Raw genomic sequence first — 21,409 nt, 5'->3', positions numbered from 1 at the left:
CTCCTAAAAATAAAGTTTTTTCGATTTGACCGCTCCTCGCTCAAGCGTCTCATCTTCCGCTGCGCGAGTCACCACGATACCGGACAGCATGCGACCCCGAATCATTTGGCCAATCGCTTCAATTTTTTGCTCAATGGCTTGCTGAATAACGGTAAGCATGCCATCGTCCAATATTTTGCTGCGAATATGGATGGACAGTTTATTACCCTGCAGCCGGACGCGCAGCTCGGCGTCGCTTACGAATTGCTGGACGACGCTTTCGATGTCGTAGAGGCTTATTTTTTCCCCGTGCTTCAGGTCGGTTCCGATCCGTTTCGAGATACAGCTGAACGTTTGCCGTACCTGCCCATCAATGATGACAGTTCCGAAATCCCTAATCACATCGTAGGTGACATAACGGACAGCGGGAAACAGGGTACGCTTGAATGACGTAAGCACAAGCACCTTCTCATTATCCTCCAGCGCATCGAAGCGCGCATCTATTTCGTCAGCACGGAGTGCTTCGGCATGGATGCCAGCATCTAGTACATAAACGCTATGCTCGTGAGAGTAGGATGCAATAGCGCCGATCTCGATGGAGCCGTAGGTGTCGAGAATATCATGAACGCTGATGCCGAACCGCGCAGCCATATTGGCCTGCCAGGCTGGCGGCGCAATTTCGCCGACAATAATGATTTTCTGTATGCCGAAGGCCCCCGGATCTGGAGCAGCGGCAGCAATGGCGTCGAGAATGGAAGGCATCGTATACAGCAGCTGCGGGCGAAAAGTGGCCAATCGCTTGATATGCTCCTCTATTGGCAAGGCGAAAGAAAGCGAGTCTGCTTGGAAGCCAAGCTGCTGAAAAATCGTAATGGCGGTACTTGCCGCATGTCCCGTTCCCATATCGGCCAGCGCCCTTGTAACAACTGCTGGGCCTCTTGCCAGCCACTCTCGGAAGCAGTCCGCTTTGCTGACGATGTATTGCTCATCATCCTCCGGAGAATAATAAATCGCTTTGCGTATGCCGGAGGATGTTCCCGACGTACGGTACACGGAGAGCCCGGCTTCTGTCCGCAGCTCCTGCGTGAAATAATGCGCCTCCAACCTGTCCGCCGTCATAAGCGGGAGTTCTGGCAGTACAGCGGCGTTCGGTTCAATGCCCCACTCTGCAAGCAGCTCTCCATACCAAGGATGAAAATGGCAAATAAGAGCAAGCTGCTGCTGAAGCGTCTGTTTTGGCTTCATGTATGCCTCCTAACTAACGTACCGATGGCGGCCGCGTACTGGGAATTGAACAAACATCCTGACAGGTTGCCTTAATTAAGCATATGAAGCCGCTGCATGATGGTTCGTTCTATGCCGACAGCGGCCTACAACCATTTTCAAAAAGGTTCGTATGCTAATAGGAGAATAGAATGGAGGGGTAAAGTGACGAGGAGCAGGAAGATATCGACGGGGTTGCGTGCGAGGAGCAGCGGCCGCAAAGGAAGCAAAAGTGTGAAGAGCAAAAGCCGGATGATTGGGGATAAGTGGAGCAAAACGATCGCGATGCGGAAGGATCTAACGCTGAAGAAGCACATCCCGCGGACGAAGCTGGCGACAAAGGACAGCCTGCGCAGCATGCTGACGCAATATAGAATGGTCTATGTGAAGCCTTCGCGGGGCTCGCAGGGGCGTGGGGTCATGAAGATGGAGAAGCTGGGGGCGAAGTATACGTATCAATTAGGCTCGAAAAAATCGACCTTCACCACTTACGAGGCAGCTTACCGTTCGATTCACAAGGAAATGAAGGGGAAGCGATATTTGGTGCAGAAGGGCATTCGCCTGCTGAAGCATAAAGGACGCCGCTTCGATATTCGGCTTATGGTGCAGCGCGCACCGCAGGGCGGCTGGGCAGCGACCGGGACGCTTGGCAGAGCGGCCCATCCGGGCAAAATTGTAACCAATGGCAGCCAAGGTGGATCGATTTATTCGACCGTGCAAGTGCTTAAGTCACATGCTGGGCCATCAGGGCGCAGGAAATTGCTGAAAAGCATGGATCGGCTTGGCCTTCGCACAGCGCGGCTGCTGCGCGGCGTTTCTCCCGGCATCAAGGAACTGGGCCTCGACTTTGCAATTGACGCGAAGCTGAAGCCATGGATTCTTGAGGTGAATACCGTGCCGGCCGTTTGCCCGTTCTCGCTGCTTGCCGATCAGTCTATGCTGCGGCGTATCGTCCGGTATGGCAAAGCCTATGGAAAGACCTACCAGCTGAAATGCACCAAGGCGAAGCGCGGAAAATAAACGGCAAGCGCTGCCTGTGCAGCGAAGCTAAGCTAAGGCCTTGTGCCAGATAAGAGAAGGCACAAGGCCAGCTTTTGGATGGTTCTTCAAATTTTTCGCATATCTAAAAGCGGTCTACTTAAACGTATATTCGTGCTCAAAGCGATTAATAAAATAATCCATTACCGGAGCATTCGAATGGTTTTTGGCCCGGACCCAGCCAAAGTGGACAGGCTGCTGAAAAAAATCTTCAATTTCAAGCATTGCAAATTGCCGGATCGTTTCGTTGGCATTTTGCCTAAAGGAATAGTCATGGCCGATTGATACAGCCAGCCCCTCCAGCAAAGCGCTTTGAATGGCGACATCGTAATCGGTTCGAAATAACACCTCCACGGGCCCGTGCTGCCTGGTGAAATCAAGGATAAACTGGTCGACATGATCATCCTTGTACAGGACGAAAGGGTATTGCCGCAATTCCTCCGGCGATATGGAAGCCCGTGAGGCAAGCGGAGATTGTGCGCCAACGAGCGCGACCATTTTTCCCTTGCACAGCGAATGAAACGAGAGACCCTCTATTGGCAGCTTGTCTTCCCGCATCGCAATCATGCCAAGATCAGCCAGCCCCTCCCGCACGCTGCCAAGCGTATTCAATGAGCCGTCCTCGGATACCTCGATGCGAAGAGCGGGATGCTCCTTTTTCAGCCAAGCGATCACTTTAACCATCGTCTTCATTTGGGCAGGCATCGTAGACAGGCGCAGCTCGCCGCTTAGGCTGTTCAGGCTGCTAGCTGCTTCCAGTCGGATTTCCTCGATTATTTTGGCAGCTTCATGCACTTTTTTTATAATGGCTGCACCCTCAGCGGTAGGCAAGGTGCCGGTTCGTGCACGTTTGAACAGCTTTAGCCCCAGCTCCTTCTCCAGACTAGTGATGGATTGGCTGAGTGCAGATTGGGAAATATGAAGATTCGCAGCGGCTTCAGACAATGATTTGGATTTGCTCAATTCGACGATATACATCAGCTGCTCAAGGTTCATAGGTTGCTTCCTTTACATAAGTATTACTTAATTAAATGTAAGTATAATTAAATATATTTAATTTAACAACAGGAGTACAATAACGGTAAGAAAATATAAGCGCTATCATTTTATTGCTAAAGGAGATGCTGTTTATGAAAGCTGCTGTTATTTATGGAGCTAAGGATGTCCGTATCGAAAATGTGAACGAGCCTGCAGCTGCTGCAGGCCAAGTGAAAATAAAGGTGGAATGGGCGGGGATTTGCGGAAGCGACCTGCATGCCTACCATCATGGGTTTGGCGTATCGGCTGAGCCTCATCCCGTGACAGGACGCGGTCTTCCGCTTGTGCTGGGCCATGAATTTGCTGGTGTTGTAACCGAGCTTGGCGAAGGTGTAACGAATCTGGCTGTTGGAGATCGCGTAGCTGTAGAGCCGATCGTGTATGCCGAGGATGACTATTATGTACAGCGCGGCAAGTACAACCTGGCTAGTCCGTTTGCTTTCCTTGGCTTGCAGGATGATGGCGGATTTGCTCAATATGCAATCGCAAATGCGAGCAAAGCTCATAAGCTTCCAAGCAATGTTTCACTTGAAGAAGGGGCATTGATGGAGCCGACCGCTGTAACGGTTCATGCAGTTAAGGAAAGCCAGTTGAAAATTGGAGACGCGGTCGTTGTTTATGGCGCAGGCCCAATTGGTCTTTTAACGATTATGGCGGCGAAGGCAGCTGGAGCCGCAAGCGTTATTGCCGTAGATATTTCCCCCGAACGTCTAAGCAAAGCGCTTGAGGTCGGAGCAAGCTCGGTTGTGAACAGCTTGGAAGCAGACGCAACAACAGAAATATTGGCCCAGCATGCAAACGGCGTAGATGTGGCCTTTGAAGCGGCAGGCGCTCAGGCGACATTCACAAGTGCGCTGGAAGTCATCAAAAAAGGCGGACAGCTGCTCATTATTGCCGGCTATGCCAGCCCCGTTACCTTGGATGTAAACAGCATTTTGGTGAAGGAGATATCCATTAAAACCTCACTGGCCTACCATCATATTTTCCCAGAGGTCATCGCCATGGTTTCCTCAGGACGCCTTGATATTAAGATGGTCATCACGAAAAAAATCAAGCTGGACAACCTCGTTGAGGAAGGTCTGGAGCTGCTCATCAAAGACAAAGCGCAGGCGAAAATTTTAATTCATACGCAGTCATAGTTCTAATATTGAAAACAAATAGGCTGTTCCAAAGGTCATGCAAATGGACCTTGGAACAGCCTATTTGTTTTGGCTAGCATGAGGCTTTCAATGGTGGGGCAGGCAGCAGGAGCGTCGTAATAGTGCAAATGAGAAGTCGTCTGAGCGGTAGAGGGCGCACGGGCGCATGCACTATCATCAAAGTATAAGACAGCGACAAGCTCATGCTGAAGAAAGAAGGGGTTCACCTATGGAACAAACGACGGGAAATAAAGGGACAGTGGCAGCGGCAGCTCCCCAGCAGGCAAAGCAGGTTGCCAAATCAAATGTGAAAAAGAAACAGTTCAAGCGCTATTTGCCTTTGTTTTTAATGATGCTTCCTGGGCTGGCGTATTTGATCATTAACAATTATGCACCGATGTTCGGTCTCATTATCGCCTTCAAAAACATCAATTTTGCACAGGGGATTTGGGGCAGTGATTGGATTGGGCTGCAAAACTTCGAATATTTGTTCAAAACGACAGATGCCTACATCATTACGCGAAATACGATTTTGTATAACGGCGGCTTTATTATATTGAATTTGGTCATTGCGGTAGGAATAGCGATTTTGCTCAATGAAATTCGCAGTAAAATTATGGCTCGCTTTTATCAAAGCGTCGTGCTGCTGCCTTTTCTCATATCAATGGTTATTGTCAGCTACTTGGTTTATGCGGTGCTTAGCATTGAAACAGGCTTTATGAACAAGACGGTGCTTCCGTTTCTGGGACTCGATGCGATTTCCTGGTACAGCGAGGCGCAATACTGGCCTTATATTTTGACAATCGTGCATATATGGAAAAGCGTTGGTTTCTACTGCGTCGTTTATTTGGCGGCGATTATTGGAATTGATCAGGAATATTATGAAGCGGCAACGCTCGATGGCGCATCCAAATGGCAGCAGATTAAATCGATTACACTGCCGCTCATTTCGCCAGTTATTACAATGATGACGCTGCTTGCAATCGGCCGGATTTTTTACTCCGACTTCGGCTTGTTTTATCAGGTTCCGATGGATGCAGGTGCGCTCAGTGATACGACGAACGTTATTGACACTTACGTATATCGCGGCTTAATGCAGCTTGGTGATATCGGGATGTCCTCTGCAGCAGGCTTGTATCAATCCTTGGTCGGATTCATTCTGGTTCTGCTCGCGAATTATATTGTACGCAAAATCAACAAAGACAACGCATTATTCTAAGGAGTGAATGACATGACGCATGAAAATAAAATATGGCAGTGGTCAGCCAACCTATTTATGATGGCCGTATCGATTGCTTGCCTGCTGCCCTTTGCCTTACTGGTTATATCCTCTTTCACCGATGAGCAGGCGATTATCAGCAATGGCTATTCCTTTTTCCCAGAACAGTTCAGCTTGACGGCTTACCGTTATTTGCTTGATCAATCGCAGGAGCTGCTGCGGGCTTATGGCATTACAATATTGGTTACCGTTCTGGGCACGTCGGTCAGCTTGGTGATTACGTCCATGCTTGCTTATCCGTTGTCGAGAAGAGATATTCCGCTTCGTAATCCACTAGCGTTTTTCGTCTTTTTCACGATGCTGTTTAACGGCGGCCTTGTGCCAACTTACCTCATTTACACGCAGTATCTCGATATTAAAAATACGATCTGGGCGCTTATTATTCCAGGCCTCCTGATGAACGGCTTTAACGTTATGCTCATGCGCACGTTTTTCATAACGTCCATTCCTGTACCGATTTTGGAATCGGCTTACATTGACGGGGCAACTGAATTCAGAACCTTCCGCTCGATCGTGCTGCCGCTGTCGCTGCCGATTTTGGCCACGATTGGTTTGTTCCAGACGATTGGCTATTGGAATGACTGGTTTAACGGGCTCGTTTATTTAACAGATCCGAAGCTGTTCAGCATTCAGAACATTTTGAACCGAATATTGACGGATATTCAATTTCTGTCGAACAGCGGCCTTGGCTCGAATGCGGGTCAAAGCATGGCGAAAATGCCAAGCGGCACCGTGCGGATGGCAATTGCCGTAGTTGGCGTCATTCCGATTCTTGTCGCTTATCCATTTTTCCAAAAATATTTTGTTAAAGGTATTACGATCGGTGCTGTAAAAGGGTAGGGGGACGACGATAATGGCTGAACGCTTACGTCATGTATTGGCAGGAGAAGAAGAAAACTATATTATGCCACTTCTATGGCAGCGCGGCGAAGAGGAAGGACAAATCCGCGAGGAAATGGAGCGAATCTATGCTTCAGGGATCAAGGCGGTCATCGTGGAATCGCGACCCCATCCGGATATGCTTGGTCCCGGCTGGTGGCGAGATATTGATATCATTATGGACGAGGCGCGCAGCCGCGGCATGGAGGTGTGGTTTTTCGATGACGACCATTTTCCGACGGGACATGCAGCAGGCAAGCTGAAGGAAGCTCCGGCTGAGCTGCGCAGAACATATTTGGCGGAGCGGCATATTGATGCTGTCGGCCCGGCTCCACAAGCCTCCTTCCTGCTCCATACACTGCTCCAGCCGGGCGATAAGCTAGTTGCGGCTGTTGCGGTTAAGCGTGAAGGTAAGCCGAGTGGTGATGCGGCTGAACAGCTTAGCGGATTTATTGAGCTGACATCCAGCGTGCAAAATAATGTGCTTTACTGGGATATTCCCGCAGGCTTTTGGCGCATTTTCGTTCTGATTGAGACAGCGGAAGGCGCGGAGGAAGCGAAACGGAACTATATTAATCCGATTGTACCGGAGTCTACGCAAGTATTAATCGACGCGATTTATGAGGGTTATTACGAGCGGTATCGGGACGACTTTGGCAAAACGCTGGCCGGTTTTTTCTCCGATGAGCCTGGCTTCTACAACGATAAAACGACGTTTGACTTCAACTCCAGACTAGGGAAAAAAGGCATCGTTCTGCCGTGGCGCCACGATATGCTGGAGCTGCTGTCCGCCGAGTACGGACAGCCTGTTGCGGCATTGCTGCCGCTGCTGTGGTACGAGGGCGGCGAGCAGACGGAAGCGCTGCGCTATACGTTTATGAATACGGTCAGCAAGCTGTATGCCGAGCATTTCAACGGCAAGCTGGGCGATTGGTGCCGCGAGCGCGGCGTCGAGTATATCGGACATATCATTGAAGACAACAATGTGCATGCTCGGCTCGGCTGTGGGCCGGGACATTTCTTCCGTTCGATGTGGGGGCAGGATATGGCCGGCATTGACGTCGTGCTGCATCAAATTATGCCAGGCTTTGACGAGGTGCCGTTTACTTGGATTGCTGGGGAAACCGATAGCGAATTTTTCCACTATGCGCTCGCCAAGCTCGGCTCGTCACTCGCGCATATCGATCCGAAGAAAAAGGGGCGGGCGATGTGCGAAGTATTCGGCGCCTATGGCTGGAGCGAAGGCCTCAAGCTGATGAAATGGCTGACCGACCATATGCTCGTTCGCGGCATTAACTATTTCGTGCCCCACGCCTTTTCGCAAAAAGAGTTCCCGGATGCTGACTGCCCGCCGCATCTGTATGCACGCGGCGAAAATCCGCAATACCGCTATTATCGCCAGCTCAATGATTATACGAACCGCATCAGCCATTTGCTGAACGGGGGGCGCCATTATGCGACGGCGGCGGTGCTTTACCATGCGGATGCGGAGTGGTCAGGCGCTGAGGCGATGCTGATTCAGAAGCCGATTAAGGCGCTGATGCAGGCGCAAATCGATTGCGATGTTATTCCGTTTGATGTTCTGGCTTCTGGAGCGTACGCGGTGAAGGACGGCGAGCTGCTTGTGGCAAAGGAGGAATACCAGTGCCTCATCGTGCCTTATGCGGAAGCGCTGCCGGCTGTGCTCGTGGAGCAATTGGCAGAGCTGGCTGAAGCAGGACTGAAGGTGCTGTTTGTAGATGGGCTGCCTGTCCGCACGATTGAGGGCAGCGGCGAAGCGGCGGAGCTTAAGCGCCTGAAAGCGCTGGAGCACGCAGCGATTGTTCCGCTTGCGGAGCTTGCGGCGACGCTTCGCCATGAAGGTTTGTACGATATTGAGACGGTGGATGCCGCGCCGTATTTGCGTTTTTACCATTATGGGCATCCGGACAGCGATGTATATTTCTTTTTCAACGAGCATCCTTATGAGACGGTGGATACGGTTATCAGCTTCCAGACCTCCGCTCGAATGATGATTTATAACGCCTTTGACAATCAGCTGAGCGAGGCAAGCGTAGAGCAGGCTGATGGTGTGAACCGCTTGAGGGTAAGGCTAAGCGCCTACGAGACTTTGATCGTGCTGTCTGGCGAAGCGCTGCCGCAACTGGCGGTACAGTCGCTGCCCGATTATACAGCATGTATGCCAATAGAGCTGTCTGGCGAATGGACGGTAGCAACCTCCGGTTCGCTGCAATATCCGGTATTTGAAAGCTACGGCAAGCTGAGCGAGCTGGAAAATATCAATGCCCCGCACCGGCTGCCGGATTTCACCGGAACGATTCGCTATGAGCTTTCCTTCGATTGGAATGGCGAGGGCGAGCCGTTGTACTTGGATTTGGGTGCCGCGTTTGAGACGGCGGAGGCATCGGTGAATGGCGTGAAGCTGGGTACAGCGATTGCTCCGCCTTATCGCTTTGCAGCTGGCGCGAATATTCAGCCGGGAACGAACGAGCTTGTCATTGAAGTGACCAATACGCTGGGCAAGCAGCAAAAGGATTTCTTTTCGCGTTTTATGCAGCAGGAGCCAGGCGGTTTAATTGGGCCCGTGCAGCTGCTTGTAAAGTCGAAGGCTTAATGATTAATGACTAAGGACTAATGACTAAGGACTAATGACTAAGGACTAATGACTAATGACTAAGGACTAAGGACTAAGGACTAAGGAAGCAGCTGAGTTTATAAAGCTTTTAAATTGAAGCGTGGTGAAAACGATGGAGTAAGGCTCCTTTTTCTCCGCGCTTCTATACGTAGACTGTTGAAATGGAAGGGGTTAGACACAATGCAGCAAATCCCTCATTTGGTGAGCGAGAATGGTACAGCCACCTTATACGTAAATGGTGAGCCGTACCTTGCGCTTGGCGGGGAAATACACAATTCCAGCGCTTCAAATCTGGCATATATGCAGGAGAAGGTGTGGCCGGAAGTTCGCAAGCTGAATTTAAATACAATTATTGCCCCTGTATATTGGGAATTAATCGAGCCAGAGCAGGGAGCGTTTGATTTTTCGCTCGTAGAAGGTTTAATTGAGCAGGCCCGTGCGGAAAAAATTCGCTTAGTGCTGCTTTGGTTCGGCTTATGGAAAAATGGCAAGTCCAGCTACGTGCCGAGCTGGGTAAAACGGGACTATGCGACGTATTTCCGTGCCTCCTATGCCGATGGTTCGCCAACGGACACCATTTCTCCGCTGTGTGAAGCGGCGGTAACGGCTGATGCGGCAGCCTTCCAGCGTTTGATGGCGTTTCTTAAAGCGTTTGATGAGGGAACCCACACCGTTATCATGATGCAGGTAGAAAACGAAATCGGCTTTCTAGGCAGTGATCGGGATTATTCAGCAGCGGCGAATGCTGTATTTGAAGCGGCAGTGCCTCAGCAGGTAGCTGACGCATATGGCGTACAGGGCAGCTGGGAGCAGGCCTTTGGAACGGATGCAGGCGAATGGTTCATGGCGTACCATTATGCGCTGGCAGTTGAACGTATTGCGAGCGCTGGCAGTGAGCCTTATCCGCTGCCGATGTTCGTCAATGCATGGCTGGAGCAATATCCATGGCGTGCGGGCACGTATCCGAGCGGCGGTCCAGTTGCCAAGGTGATGAAAATGTGGAAGCTTGCAGCACCGACCCTATGCCTGTACGCTCCAGATATTTATTTGTCCAGCTTTGCGGACGTTTGTAAGGAATACACGCAGGATGGCAACCCGATGTTCATCCCTGAGGCGCGGCGAGACGTCTCGTCGGCGACCAATGTGTTTTACGCCATGGGCAAGCATGATGCATTAGGCTTTGCGCCGTTCGGCATTGAGGGCTTTTTTCCTGAGGAAGCTGCAAGCGGCGGGCCTGATTTCAGCATTATGATGGCGTTGAATATTGATTTTTCCGGGTTTATCGTAAATGGAACAGGCCCGTACCTTGCGGCAAGCTATAAGCTGCTCGGCGGAATGCTGGGGCTGATTGGTCAAAATCGCGGCACGGGAAAAATGACCGGTTTTCTCCAGCAAAACGATGGCGGCTGTATACTCCCCTTCTCGCGCTACGATGTGAAGCTGTCCTACAAACGGGCAGCAGAAGGGACGCCTCCGGCAGGCGGGCTCGTCATTGAGCTGTCCGATGACCGGTTTATTTTCGCCGGGATCGGCTTTTCGGTGGAGCTGCTGCCCAAACAGGGTGAACACGCGAAGGTCGGCTTGATCCGAGTGGAGGAAGGAGCATTCGAGCAAAATGAGTGGGTGCGGGGCAGAGTGCTGAACGGCGATGAGTCTGCGTATCGTATTGCGGTTGGCGATTACGCCTCTGCTCTTTATATTGAGGCTTACAAATACAAGTAATAGGCGCGGCTGTGTTTATGAGTTGGGGCTTGCACCTTACTCCTTACTCCTTGCACAAAGCTAGACTTGGTGGACACAGCAGCGGCTATTTCATCCAAATCACGAGTTGTGGCACCGGCTGCGGACTCAGAAGCCGCTAATGTGCTGGAAATAGCCATTTTGACAGGATAAAGACGGTCATAACGGATTTCCTGTCCACGTGCGAGCTGAAAGCGGGTCAAAAGAAAGAATAGCGGAAACTCAGTCCTTCAAAAAAGAGGGGCGTCTCGAGCGCCCCGAACACCCAAGCGCCCCGAACACCCAAGCATCCGAACGCCCCGGGCTGCGTGGTCTCAGTAACATTTTCAAAAATAGCCCCTCCTGGCTCTCGCAATGCGCGGTCCTGGAAGGGCTATTCGTCATCGATTAGCTGGTGCGCTGGACGAGTGACGGACGATAAACTGCGTGTCGACGGCAATTTTGGTTTTGACCTCATGGTCCTGTTCAATGGCTTCAATCGCCAAATCAACGGCTAGATGGGCCATGCGTTCTTTTTCAACATGAACGGTCGTGAGCTCCGGTGAAACAATACGCGCCTCCGAAATGTTGTCGAAGCCAACGACAGAGGTGTCCTCGGGAACACGGAACCCAAGGTCGGTCAGCGTCTTGATGGCGCTGATCGCGATATAGTCGCATTCGCAGAAGAAGGCGGTCGGCAGTTGGCGTCCCGCAGCTTGATAGGCGGCGAGCTGATTTTTCAGCTCCTCCTGGAATGAGGTTATCGTCGGGGCTACGGAGAAAATATCATTCTCGTCGATCGACAGTCCCCGCTCCTCTAAAGCGGACATAAACCCTTTGCGCCGATCATCAAAATTGCTGATCCGCACATTGGAGGCCAAATAGCCGATATGCTCATGGCCAAGCTCGCATAGATGCTCGCCCGCCTGATAACCGCCCATCACATTGTTAATCGTAATGAAATGGACGGGAAGCGTTTCAAAGCATGTATCGAGCACAACGAGCTGTGCCGGCAAGCTTTCAGCCAAGCTTGCAATTTGCCCTCTATCAAGGTTCGTGCCGAGCAAAATGACGCCATCACTGCGGATATCCTCCGCCAAGGCATGGCTGTCACTGGAAAAAGCGTTGACGTCAATCGACGTAAACAGCAGCGAATACCCCTTGGCGCGGCAGCGCATCTCTATATAATGAATGAGCTCGCGGAAAAAAGGCTGCTGATAATATTGTTCCAATACGATGCCAGAGTTGGCTAGAACGAGAAAGGTTAGTGATTTGCTGGCGGCTTCCGGCAGGGCGGCACGCGTTTTAGGCAGATAACCATTGTCCTTCGCAACCTGTAAAATACGCTCGCGGGTTTCTTGCCCAATGCCCGGCTTGCCGCTGAAGGCAAGCGAAACAGCTGATTTAGATACGCCAGCAAGGGCAGCGATGTCTTCCATTTTCACAATAAATGATTCTCCCTTCGAGCTTGTAGCCGATTGTTTAGTAAGTTTAGTGTATATCCAGCAGGCATTAAAAGCAATGGACAATGCTAGTTTAGCTAAAAAATTTAGCTAATACACTAAATTAAAGCGTTTTATTTATATAAACTTATTGACTTGATGCCGTTTTACTGCTAAATTAGGGGTATGAATGCAGGAATAGTCCATCAATAGTTTAGTATTTAGTTTAGTTCGTTCGACTAAACTTATAATAGCCAAAAGCAGAAGCCAATAGGAGGATGCGAAGATGATTTTTAGCGAAGAAACGAAGATCGGATATATTTGGGCAAGCCCGGAGGGGCGAAAGGTTTTGCTGAAGCATGCTCCTGAGCTTGCGGATTCGCCTTATCTTTCTTTTATTAAAATGAATACGCTGCCACGCTTCGCAACCTCAAACCAAGCCTTAATGCGCTCGCCGGAATGGGTAGCAGAGGTGCTGGGCGAGCTAGCTGGCATTGAATATGTAATTGAAGATGAAACGGAGCAGAAGGCTGCTTCTGCTTTAGACAATGAGAGCAATGAAGCTTCAGCAGCACAGCTCTCAGCAGGAGTAACGTTAGAGGCACAGGCTGATGCTGAGGGATCAGCGAAGCTGCTTGCGCAGGGTGAAGTCGCGCGCTGGGACGTTTATGAGCTGGAGCTGCATGGCCCCGCTCATGGTAACCCTTTCACGGACGCGGCGATTAGCGCCGTGTTCAGCCAAGGAGAGCGAAGCCTCTCCGCCCAAGGCTTCTATGATGGCGACGGCATCTACCGCGTGCGCTTTATGCCCGATGCCGAAGGCGAGTGGCACTATCGCACGAGCAGCAGCGTCGGCGCCATGAACGGCATTACCGGCAGCTTTGCCTGCCGCAGCGCCGAAGCAGGAAACAACGGTCCGGTTCGGGTAGCGGACACGTTTCATTTTGCCTATGAGGATGGCAGCCGTTATTTGCCTGTAGGAACCACCTGCTATGCGTGGACGCATCAGGGGCAGGAACTGGAGGAGCAGACGCTCGCCACGCTCGCACAGACGCCTTTCAACAAGCTGCGGATGTGCGTATTCCCCAAGGCTTACCTCTTTAATGAAAATGAACCGCCGCTTTATCCGTTTGAGCGCTCGGCAGATGGACAATGGGATTTCACGCGCTTTAATCCCGCGTACTTCCGCCATTTGGAGCAGCGGATCGCCGAGTTAGGCAGGCTGGGCATTGAGGCGGACTTGATTTTATTCCATGCCTACGATCATTGGGGCTTCTCGGAAATGCCGAAGTCGGCGGATGACCGCTACCTGCGCTACATTACAGCGCGTCTGGCCGCATACCGCAACGTCTGGTGGTCGCTTGCCAATGAATATGACCTGATGTGGGCGAAGGAGGAGTCGGATTGGGAGCGTTTTGCCCAAATCGTCACGGATAATGACCCTTATGGTCATCTCATCTCCATTCACAATTGCTTCGGCTTTTATGACTATACCCGCCCTTGGATCACCCATTGCAGCGTTCAGCGGGTGGATGTGTACCGGACAGCGGAGAACACCGACCAGTGGCGCAAGGACTGGAACAAGCCGGTCGTCATTGACGAATGTGCTTATGAAGGCGACATCGATATGGGCTGGGGCAATATTTCGGGCGAGGAAATGGTGCGCCGCTTCTGGGAAGGCGCGATTCGCGGCGGTTATGTCGGTCATGGGGAAACGTATTTGCACCCTGAGGACATTTTGTGGTGGTCGAAGGGCGGCAAGCTGCATGGCACAAGCCCAGAGCGCATTGCTTTTCTGAGAAAAGTGCTGGAGGAAGGGCCGGAGCAGGGCTTAAATCCATTGCGGTCTGAGTGGGACGCTCCATCGGCTGGCATTGCCGATACGTATTATTTGTTTTATTACGGCTTCAATCAGCCGCGCTACCGGAACTTTACGATGAAGCCGGGCATTGCGTATGAGGTGGAAGTACTGGATACGTGGAACATGACGGTGACCAAGCAGATTGGTACCTATGAAGGAACGTTCCGCATTGAGCTGCCGGGCAAGCCTTATATGGCGATTCAAATGCGGCGCGCTAATGCGTCTGCATAATAGCTTAACAGCTTGGCCTAATCGATCATTATGAGTCAACAAGGGGGAGTCAGCGGTGAAAAAGTTGAAGCTCGGCTACGCGCCGACAAGACGGTTTGTTTTTAGTGCAGAGGATGCGTTTCGGTATAAGGTGCTCATTAAGGAAAAAATCGAAAGCTTCGGCATGGATATAGACATTGTCGATCTAGAGGGTCTCAACAGCGAAGGGCTGCTCTATGATGATCATATTAATGCAGACGAGATTGCGGAGCATTTTCGGCGTGAAAATGTCGATGCGGTTTTTTTCCCGCATTGCAACTTCGGTACCGAAGACACCGTTGCCCGTGTAGGCAAGGCGCTCGGCAAGCCGGTGCTGCTGTGGGGCCCGCGCGATGAGTCGCCGCTCGAAGACGGCATGCGGCTGCGCGATACGCAGTGCGGATTATTCGCCTCCGGCAAGGTGCTGCGCCGCTTCAACGTTCCATTCACCTATGTCACGAACACAAGGGTCGATGATCCGGTATTCGAGCGCGGCTTCACGAATTTTATCGCCGCGGCGAATGTCGTTCGTAAATTCCGTTCTTTAAGAATTTTGCAAATCGGGCCGCGCCCGGCTTCCTTTTGGACGATGATGTGCAATGAAGGCGAGCTGCTTGAGCGGTTCGGCATTGAAATTCATCCGATTACGCTAGTCGATATTCAGCGCGCCTCGCAGCGCATTGAGAAAGGCAGCAGCTCGGAGCTGGCGCAAGCGATTGACTACATTAAAGCTAAGCTCGATTGGTCGGAAGTGACGGAAGCCGATGTGCGCCGCATTGCTGCGCTTAAGGTAGCGATGAAGCAATATGCCGTGCAGACAGGCAGCACAGCGATTGCGATCCAATGCTGGTCGTCGCTGCAGGATGCGATGGGCATTATGCCATGCCTCGCTAATGCGATCCTTACCGATGAGCAAATTCCAGTTACCTGTGAGACAGATATTCACGGTGCGATTACGTCAGTCATGGTGCAGGCGGCGACGATGAATCAGCATCCAACCTTCTTCGCGGATTTGACCGTACGCCATCCGGAAAACGCCAACGGCGAGCTGCTCTTCCATTGCGGCAACTTCCCGGTTTCCTTGTCTGTCGAAAACAAGCCGCGGCTGCGCAAGCATTTTCTGTTCGACGACCATGCACCGGGTACACATGAAGGTGAAATTAAAGGCGGAGGCATGACGCTGGCCCGCTTCGACGGCGACCACGGCGAATACCAGCTGTTTTTGGGCAAAGCCCGCGGCATTCAAGGACCGTATACACGCGGCTCGTATGTATGGGTTGAGGTCAATGATTGGCCGTTGTGGGAAGAAAAGCTGGTCAAAGGCCCTTATGTTCACCACTCCGTTGGCATTCACGCCAATGCGATTCCGGCGCTGTATGAAGCGTGTCAATATATTCCTGGCTTGAAGCCAGATGCAGTTGATCCGACAGAGCGGGAAATTCAGGCATGGCTGCGCGGCTCGGGCTTGTAATCGGAATAGAGGACAACGCTTAAGGAAAACAACGAGGAGGGCTAACGATGGGGAGCAATGCAAGCTTGAGCAGCACGGAGCTCAAAAGCAAGGCGGCACAAATACGGATGGATTTGCTGCGCATGATCCATGGCGCGAAAACAGGACATACGGGCGGCTCATTGAGCAATACGGATATTTTAACGGCCTTATATTATAAAATTATGACGATTGATCCGGCTCAGCCAAAATGGCAGGAGCGCGACCGCTTTATTGCAAGCAAAGGGCATTCTGTTGAATCATTATGGTGCATATTGGCCGATCGCGGCTTTTTCCCGAAGGAGGAGCTTGCGACGTTCAGCCAGTTTGGAACGAGGCTCATCGGGCATCCGAACAATAAAGTGCCAGGCATTGAGATGAATACGGGTGCGCTTGGGCACGGACTGGCGATATCGGTGGGCATGGCGCTTGCTGCGAAGAAGGATGCGAGGGCGAGCCGCGTATTTTGCTTGATGGGCGATGGCGAGCAAGCTGAGGGCTCCGTTTGGGAAGCGGCGATGGCTGGCGCTCATTACAAGCTCGACAATTTAGTCGGCATTATCGACCGCAACCGGCTGCAAATTAGCGGCTCGACGGAAGAGGTCATGGGACTGGAGCCATTGGAGGAAAAATGGGCTGCCTTCGGCTGGCATGTCGTTTCCATCGATGGCAATGATATAGACGCGCTTGTAGAAGCTTTCGAAGCTGCCCCTGCTGTAGCAGGCAAACCGACGCTCGTTATGGCGAATACGGTGAAGGGCAAGGGAGTGTCTTTTGCTGAAAATGTGCCGCATTGGCATCATCATGTGCCTAGTGACGAGGAGCTGGCGAAGGCGCTTGCCGAGCTTGAAGCCGTCATCGGCAGCTACACACAGGAAGGGCAGGTGGAATAAGCGATGGCGAATAAAATACCGAATCGGCAAGTCATTTGCGAGACGCTGGTAACGCTGGCGCAGGAGGATAAAGATATTATGGTGCTGGCGAGCGACTCGCGCGGCTCTGCGGCAATGGCGCCTTTCGCGAATGCTTATCCCGAGCAGTTTGTAGAGGTCGGCATCGCGGAGCAAAATATAGTCGGTATCTCGGCAGGCCTTGCCCATAGCGGCAAAAAGCCATTCGTAACGTCACCGGCCTGCTTCCTGAGCATGCGCAGCATTGAGCAAATTAAAGTCGATGTCGCTTATTCCGGCACGAATGTGAAGCTGGTTGGGATTAGCGGCGGCGTCAGCTACGGCGCACTCGGCATGTCGCACCATTCGGTGCAGGATATCGCCGTAGCGCGGGCGATTCCGGGGCTGGCGATTATTTTGCCGGCGGATCGCCATGAGACGAAGCGGATGACCGAAGCACTTGTTCAGCATGAGGGTGGCGTGTACGTCCGTATCGGCCGCAATCCGGTCGAAGACAGCTACGAGTCGGATGACTATGAATTTGTTATCGGCAAGGCCGTGACGATGCGCGAAGGCACGGATATTACGATTATTGCGACGGGAGAAACGGTAAGAATCGCTTTGGATGCGCAGGTGGAGCTGGCGGAAGCGGGCGTGTCGGCACGCGTGCTGAACATGCATACGATTAAGCCGCTTGACGAGGAAGCCATTGTGCGTGCTGCACAGGAAACAGGCGGTATCATTACCGTTGAGGAGCACAGCATTCATGGCGGTCTTGGTGCAGCGGTTGCTGAGGTGGTTGTGCAGCAACATCCGGTGCCGATGCGGATTTTGGGCATTCCCGATGAGCCGGCAATTGCAGGCAAAACATCAGAAGTGTTTGAGCATTATGGCATTAGCAGCAGCAATATAAAAGCGATTGCTTTAGGCATGCTGGGAAAGTAGAGGGCATCGGCGATGGACAAAAGCTATCTGCTGACGATTGACCAAAGCACCTCCGGCACGAAGGCGCTCATTATTAATCATGCGGGCGAGGTCGTGTCACGCAGCTCCGCGGAGCATACGCAGTATTATCCGCAAGCAGGCTGGGTGGAGCATGATCCGCTGGAAATTTATGAGCAGGTGAAGCAGGCAGCGAAGGAAGCACTGCGAGCGGCAGGCATAGCGGCGCGCGAGCTTGCGGCACTTACCATTACGAATCAGCGGGAGACCGCTGTGATGTGGGATAAGGAGACGGGGCAGCCTGTTTATCGCGCCATCGTCTGGCAGTGCCAGCGAACCGCGGAACGCTGTGATGCGCTAAAGGCGGACGGTTTGGAGCCGTTGGTACAGGCGAAGACAGGCCTGCTGCTTGATCCTTATTTCTCAGCGGCAAAATGGGGCTGGCTGCTGGAGCATGCCGCTGGCGCCAAAGAGCTGCTCGCAGCAGGCAGGCTGCTCGTTGGTACGATCGACAGCTGGCTGCTGTGGAAGCTGACGGGCGGGGAAGTGCATGCGACCGACTATACGAATGCGAGTCGGACTTCATTGTTTAATATCCACACGCTCCAATGGGATGTGGAGTTATGCGAGCTGTTCGGCATTCCGCTAGCTGTGCTGCCCGAGGTGAAATGCTCGGATGAGCGATTCGGTTATACAAACGACTCGGATTTATTCGCTGAGCGAGTCCCGATCGCGGGCGTCGTAGGCGATTCACAGGCTGCGCTGTATGGGCAGCTATGCCTGGAGCCCGGTATGGCGAAGGCTACCTATGGCACCGGAACATCGGTGCTGATGAATGTGGGCAGCAAGCCGGTCGCTTCCGGCAATGGGCTGGTGCTCGCCATTGCTTGGGGGCTCAGCGGCAAAATGACCTATGCGCTGGAAGCCGTTATTCGCACCTCCGGCGACAGCATGCGCTGGGTGCGGGATAATCTGGGGCTGTTCAGCTCGTTTAGCGAGCTTGCGCAGCTGCTTGAGGAGACGCCGGATAATGACGGCGTCTATCTTGTCCCAGCCTTCGTTGGGCTGGGAGCGCCCTATTGGAAGCCGCATGCCCGGGCGGCGATTACCGGCATGAGCCGGGGAACAGGCAAGGCGCATATTGTGCGCGCCGCCCTGGAGAGCATCGCGTATCAGGTGCGCGATGCGGCCGAGCTGATGCAGGTGGAGACCGGCATCGCCTTGAAGGGTTTGCGGGCCGATGGCGGAGCATCGGACAATGCCGTGCTCATGCAGTTTCAGGCGGATATGCTCGGGCAAGCTGTCTCGAAATCCGATGTAGCAGAGCTTTCCGCTATGGGCTCCGCCTATATGGGCGGCGTAGGTGCAGGCTTTTGGGAGAATGAGGAGCAATTGGTTCAGCTATTGGGCGCTAAGGCGAGCGCTTATCACTCGTATTCGCCTGCGATGAAGCAGGAGGAGAGAGACCGCTTGTACAAAGGCTGGAAGCAAGCTGTTGCCTCTGTATTGCATGAAGGCTAGATATAAAGTCAACATTTAGATGACTTTCACATGACTAGAGGCAATGATGCGTGTTATAATACGATTAGAAAATGCGTACAATGCAAAGAGAGCCGTGCTGGTAACACGACTCTCCGCGCAATAGCCGCTTTTAAGGGCGGTAGGCTTCTAATCGAGGTTTACGTCAAAATAGACCGTCTCCTTTGACCTAGGGCGGTCTATTTTCGTTTATGGGACAGTAGCATCACGATAAGCGTACCGAAGGTAAGCATTAGCATTATTGCTTCAAATACTGTCACAAGGCATCCCTCCCTTCTATCGAGAGGTAGCCGGCCGCCCTTGTAAGCCTTTTCTATTGATTTGCGATTATACCATGATTAAAGTGGATATGGATAGATCTGTATATACAATACAAATACTAGCTGTGCAGCTTATTTGACGCTGGTACAAGCTTTAAGGTATAAAAAGAATGTAAACGTTTTTATGCTCACATCGAGAGGGGAATTACTTTTATGACATTGGAAATTGGCTTGCAGTTGTTTTCTGCCAAAACCGAATTTGCACGTGATCGCGCTGGCACATTGAATAAAATTGCGGAAATTGGCTACCGAAACATCGAAATTCCACTCGATTTTACAGGCCAGGATTTGTTCAAACTCGGCGATCTCAAGGCTGCTGATTTGAAGCAGCTTGTAGATCAAGCGGGTCTGAACGTAATCGCCACTCATATTTTCGTCTCGGACGATGCCCAAATCGCTGATGTCATTGCCTTCAATAAAGAGCTGGGCTGTACGAAAGCGATTATTCCGATATCATTTTTCACCAATTACGAGGACGTCCTTGCATTCAGCAAGAAGCTGAACCGCTACGGCAGCCAAATGCGCGAGCAGGGCATCAGTCTGCTTTATCATAATCATTTCCATGAGTTCCAGAAGTTCAATGGTAGCTATGCGCTCGACATTATTTTGGAGCATACCTCTCCTGAAAATGTTGGCTTTGAGCTTGATACCTATTGGGCGCTGCGTGGCGGCGTTGATGCTGTAAGCTATATCGAGAAGCTGGGCAGCCGCTGCGAATTTATTCATCAGAAGGATTTGCCGGCGAGCGTTAATCCGGTTAACCTTTTTGAAACGCTTGATGAGAACGAGCCCGTTACGATGGGAACGTTTATGTCGATTGGAAGCCCGGATGCGTTCACTGAAATTGGTGAAGGCACGATTGATATTGCGGGCATTTTGCAGGCGACTCAGAAGCATACAAGCACTAAATACATTATTGTAGAGCAGGACGCAACAAGTAAAGGCGAGCTGGAAAGCATTGAGATTAGCTATAAAGCTTTGACTAAGCTGTTGGCTGAGCTGTAGAACGCAGCTATCATTAACGACATCTATTATAGTTAAAATAGTAAGAGCCGAGATCTGTTTTGCAGATTTCGGCTCTTTTTTGATTTTGCCCAAGTGGAGCGCCAGATGTCACAAAACCAAATAGGCTAAAGCATTGACTAATTTCGCGAAAAGATTTATAGTGATAAATAGTTTAGTAATGAAATATTTATTAATTGCGCTTTATGATAAAGCGCTGGAATGATTGGACGATGAACGCAAATAGGGAAGGGGTGAATACATGCCAAGCAAGGAAGACGTTGTCGAGCTCTCCACCATGTTCAAATTGATCATGAAAAATGCGAATTCAGAGTGGAACAAGCGGATGCAAGGGAATATGTCATTGTCCCAGTTCAAGCTGCTTTATTGGCTCAAACAAGATGGACAGCAAAGAGTATCCGATCTGGCCGAGAAAATGTGCATTTCCGCTGCTGCCATAACGGGATTGGCTGATAAGCTATCTGCGGAAGGCAATATTGATCGGGTTAGGGATGAGGAAGATCGCCGCGTCGTATACATCGATATTACCGAGAAAGGGAAAGCTACTCTCGACCAAATATCGGATGATCAAAAAGAGACGCTCGGCATGATGTTAAACTGTCTGGCACCAGAGGACATCGCACATTTAAAACGAATTTTCAAAAAGCTAAACGATCATATGCATATTTAATTCATACCGAATGAG

The 21,409-nt window shown here is 51.5% G+C and carries 17 protein-coding genes; 13 read left to right on the top strand and 4 right to left on the bottom strand.

Going from position 1 to position 21,409, the window contains the following annotated elements; translation table 11 throughout:
* Window positions 1-3: 3 nt before the first annotated feature.
* Complete coding sequence (locus tag AC50YG_RS07715; RefSeq protein ID WP_494825910.1) at window positions 4-1,224, bottom strand: phenylacetate--CoA ligase family protein; 1,221 nt, start codon at window positions 1,222-1,224, stop codon at window positions 4-6.
* 183 nt (window positions 1,225-1,407) lie between these two features.
* On the opposite strand from AC50YG_RS07715, the gene AC50YG_RS07710 reads away from it, so the two are divergent.
* A complete protein-coding gene (locus tag AC50YG_RS07710) occupies window positions 1,408-2,262 on the top strand; it encodes a YheC/YheD family protein (RefSeq protein ID WP_494825909.1) in 855 nt (284 codons plus the stop codon).
* Window positions 2,263-2,376: 114 nt separating this feature from the next.
* Here AC50YG_RS07710 and AC50YG_RS07705 read toward each other — a convergent pair whose 3' ends face one another.
* On the bottom strand, window positions 2,377-3,276 hold the full coding sequence (locus AC50YG_RS07705; protein ID WP_494825908.1) for a LysR family transcriptional regulator: 900 nt from the start codon (window positions 3,274-3,276) through the stop codon (window positions 2,377-2,379).
* A 134-nt stretch (window positions 3,277-3,410) separates the two neighbouring features.
* Here AC50YG_RS07705 and AC50YG_RS07700 point away from each other — a divergent pair, with 134 nt between their 5' ends.
* The 5 genes from AC50YG_RS07700 to AC50YG_RS07680 all read left to right on the top strand — a co-directional run bounded on the left by AC50YG_RS07700 (window position 3,411) and on the right by AC50YG_RS07680 (window position 10,972).
* Window positions 3,411-4,457 (top strand): 2,3-butanediol dehydrogenase, encoded by a 1,047-nt coding sequence (locus AC50YG_RS07700; RefSeq protein WP_494825907.1) that lies wholly within the window; start codon window positions 3,411-3,413, stop codon window positions 4,455-4,457.
* 349 nt (window positions 4,458-4,806) lie between these two features.
* On the top strand, window positions 4,807-5,676 hold the full coding sequence (locus AC50YG_RS07695; protein WP_341282861.1) for an ABC transporter permease: 870 nt from the start codon (window positions 4,807-4,809) through the stop codon (window positions 5,674-5,676).
* Between the two features lie 12 nt (window positions 5,677-5,688).
* A complete protein-coding gene (locus AC50YG_RS07690; protein ID WP_494825906.1) occupies window positions 5,689-6,576 on the top strand; it encodes a carbohydrate ABC transporter permease in 888 nt (295 codons plus the stop codon).
* 13 nt (window positions 6,577-6,589) lie between these two features.
* Window positions 6,590-9,229, top strand: a complete 2,640-nt coding sequence (locus AC50YG_RS07685) for a glycosyl hydrolase (RefSeq protein WP_494825905.1) — start codon at window positions 6,590-6,592, stop codon at window positions 9,227-9,229.
* Between the two features lie 201 nt (window positions 9,230-9,430).
* On the top strand, window positions 9,431-10,972 hold the full coding sequence (locus AC50YG_RS07680) for a DUF5597 domain-containing protein (protein ID WP_494825904.1): 1,542 nt from the start codon (window positions 9,431-9,433) through the stop codon (window positions 10,970-10,972).
* A 398-nt stretch (window positions 10,973-11,370) separates the two neighbouring features.
* Here the strand turns inward: AC50YG_RS07680 and AC50YG_RS07675 are convergent, their stop codons facing one another.
* Window positions 11,371-12,414, bottom strand: a complete 1,044-nt coding sequence (locus AC50YG_RS07675) for a LacI family DNA-binding transcriptional regulator (RefSeq protein ID WP_494825903.1) — start codon at window positions 12,412-12,414, stop codon at window positions 11,371-11,373.
* A gap of 283 nt (window positions 12,415-12,697) precedes the next feature.
* Between AC50YG_RS07675 and AC50YG_RS07670 the strand changes: the two genes are divergently transcribed.
* From AC50YG_RS07670 to glpK, 5 genes are read left to right on the top strand one after another with little or no spacing between them, the layout of a single operon-like run.
* Window positions 12,698-14,503, top strand: coding sequence for a DUF5605 domain-containing protein (locus AC50YG_RS07670; protein ID WP_494825902.1), 1,806 nt, complete (start codon window positions 12,698-12,700; stop codon window positions 14,501-14,503).
* Between the two features lie 55 nt (window positions 14,504-14,558).
* Complete coding sequence (locus AC50YG_RS07665) at window positions 14,559-15,992, top strand: L-fucose/L-arabinose isomerase family protein (protein WP_473756575.1); 1,434 nt, start codon at window positions 14,559-14,561, stop codon at window positions 15,990-15,992.
* 47 nt (window positions 15,993-16,039) lie between these two features.
* Complete coding sequence (locus AC50YG_RS07660) at window positions 16,040-16,903, top strand: transketolase (protein ID WP_494825901.1); 864 nt, start codon at window positions 16,040-16,042, stop codon at window positions 16,901-16,903.
* A gap of 3 nt (window positions 16,904-16,906) precedes the next feature.
* Window positions 16,907-17,845 carry a transketolase family protein gene (locus tag AC50YG_RS07655; protein WP_494825899.1) on the top strand — a complete coding sequence of 313 codons (939 nt, stop codon included), beginning with the start codon at window positions 16,907-16,909 and terminating at the stop codon, window positions 17,843-17,845.
* Window positions 17,846-17,857: 12 nt separating this feature from the next.
* Window positions 17,858-19,363 carry a glycerol kinase GlpK gene (gene glpK, locus AC50YG_RS07650; RefSeq protein WP_494825897.1) on the top strand — a complete coding sequence of 502 codons (1,506 nt, stop codon included), beginning with the start codon at window positions 17,858-17,860 and terminating at the stop codon, window positions 19,361-19,363.
* A gap of 197 nt (window positions 19,364-19,560) precedes the next feature.
* Here glpK and AC50YG_RS07645 read toward each other — a convergent pair whose 3' ends face one another.
* Window positions 19,561-19,641, bottom strand: a complete 81-nt coding sequence (locus tag AC50YG_RS07645) for a putative holin-like toxin (protein ID WP_414811846.1) — start codon at window positions 19,639-19,641, stop codon at window positions 19,561-19,563.
* Between the two features lie 213 nt (window positions 19,642-19,854).
* On the opposite strand from AC50YG_RS07645, the gene AC50YG_RS07640 reads away from it, so the two are divergent.
* Window positions 19,855-20,706: a sugar phosphate isomerase/epimerase family protein gene (locus AC50YG_RS07640; protein ID WP_494825896.1), complete on the top strand. Its 852-nt coding sequence runs from the start codon at window positions 19,855-19,857 to the stop codon at window positions 20,704-20,706.
* A 259-nt stretch (window positions 20,707-20,965) separates the two neighbouring features.
* Window positions 20,966-21,394, top strand: coding sequence for a MarR family winged helix-turn-helix transcriptional regulator (locus tag AC50YG_RS07635; protein WP_473756570.1), 429 nt, complete (start codon window positions 20,966-20,968; stop codon window positions 21,392-21,394).
* Window positions 21,395-21,409: the final 15 nt, after the last annotated feature.

This window comes from Paenibacillus sp. J31R34, assembly GCF_059383715.1.
This window is presented reverse-complemented; position numbering and strand designations above follow the sequence as displayed.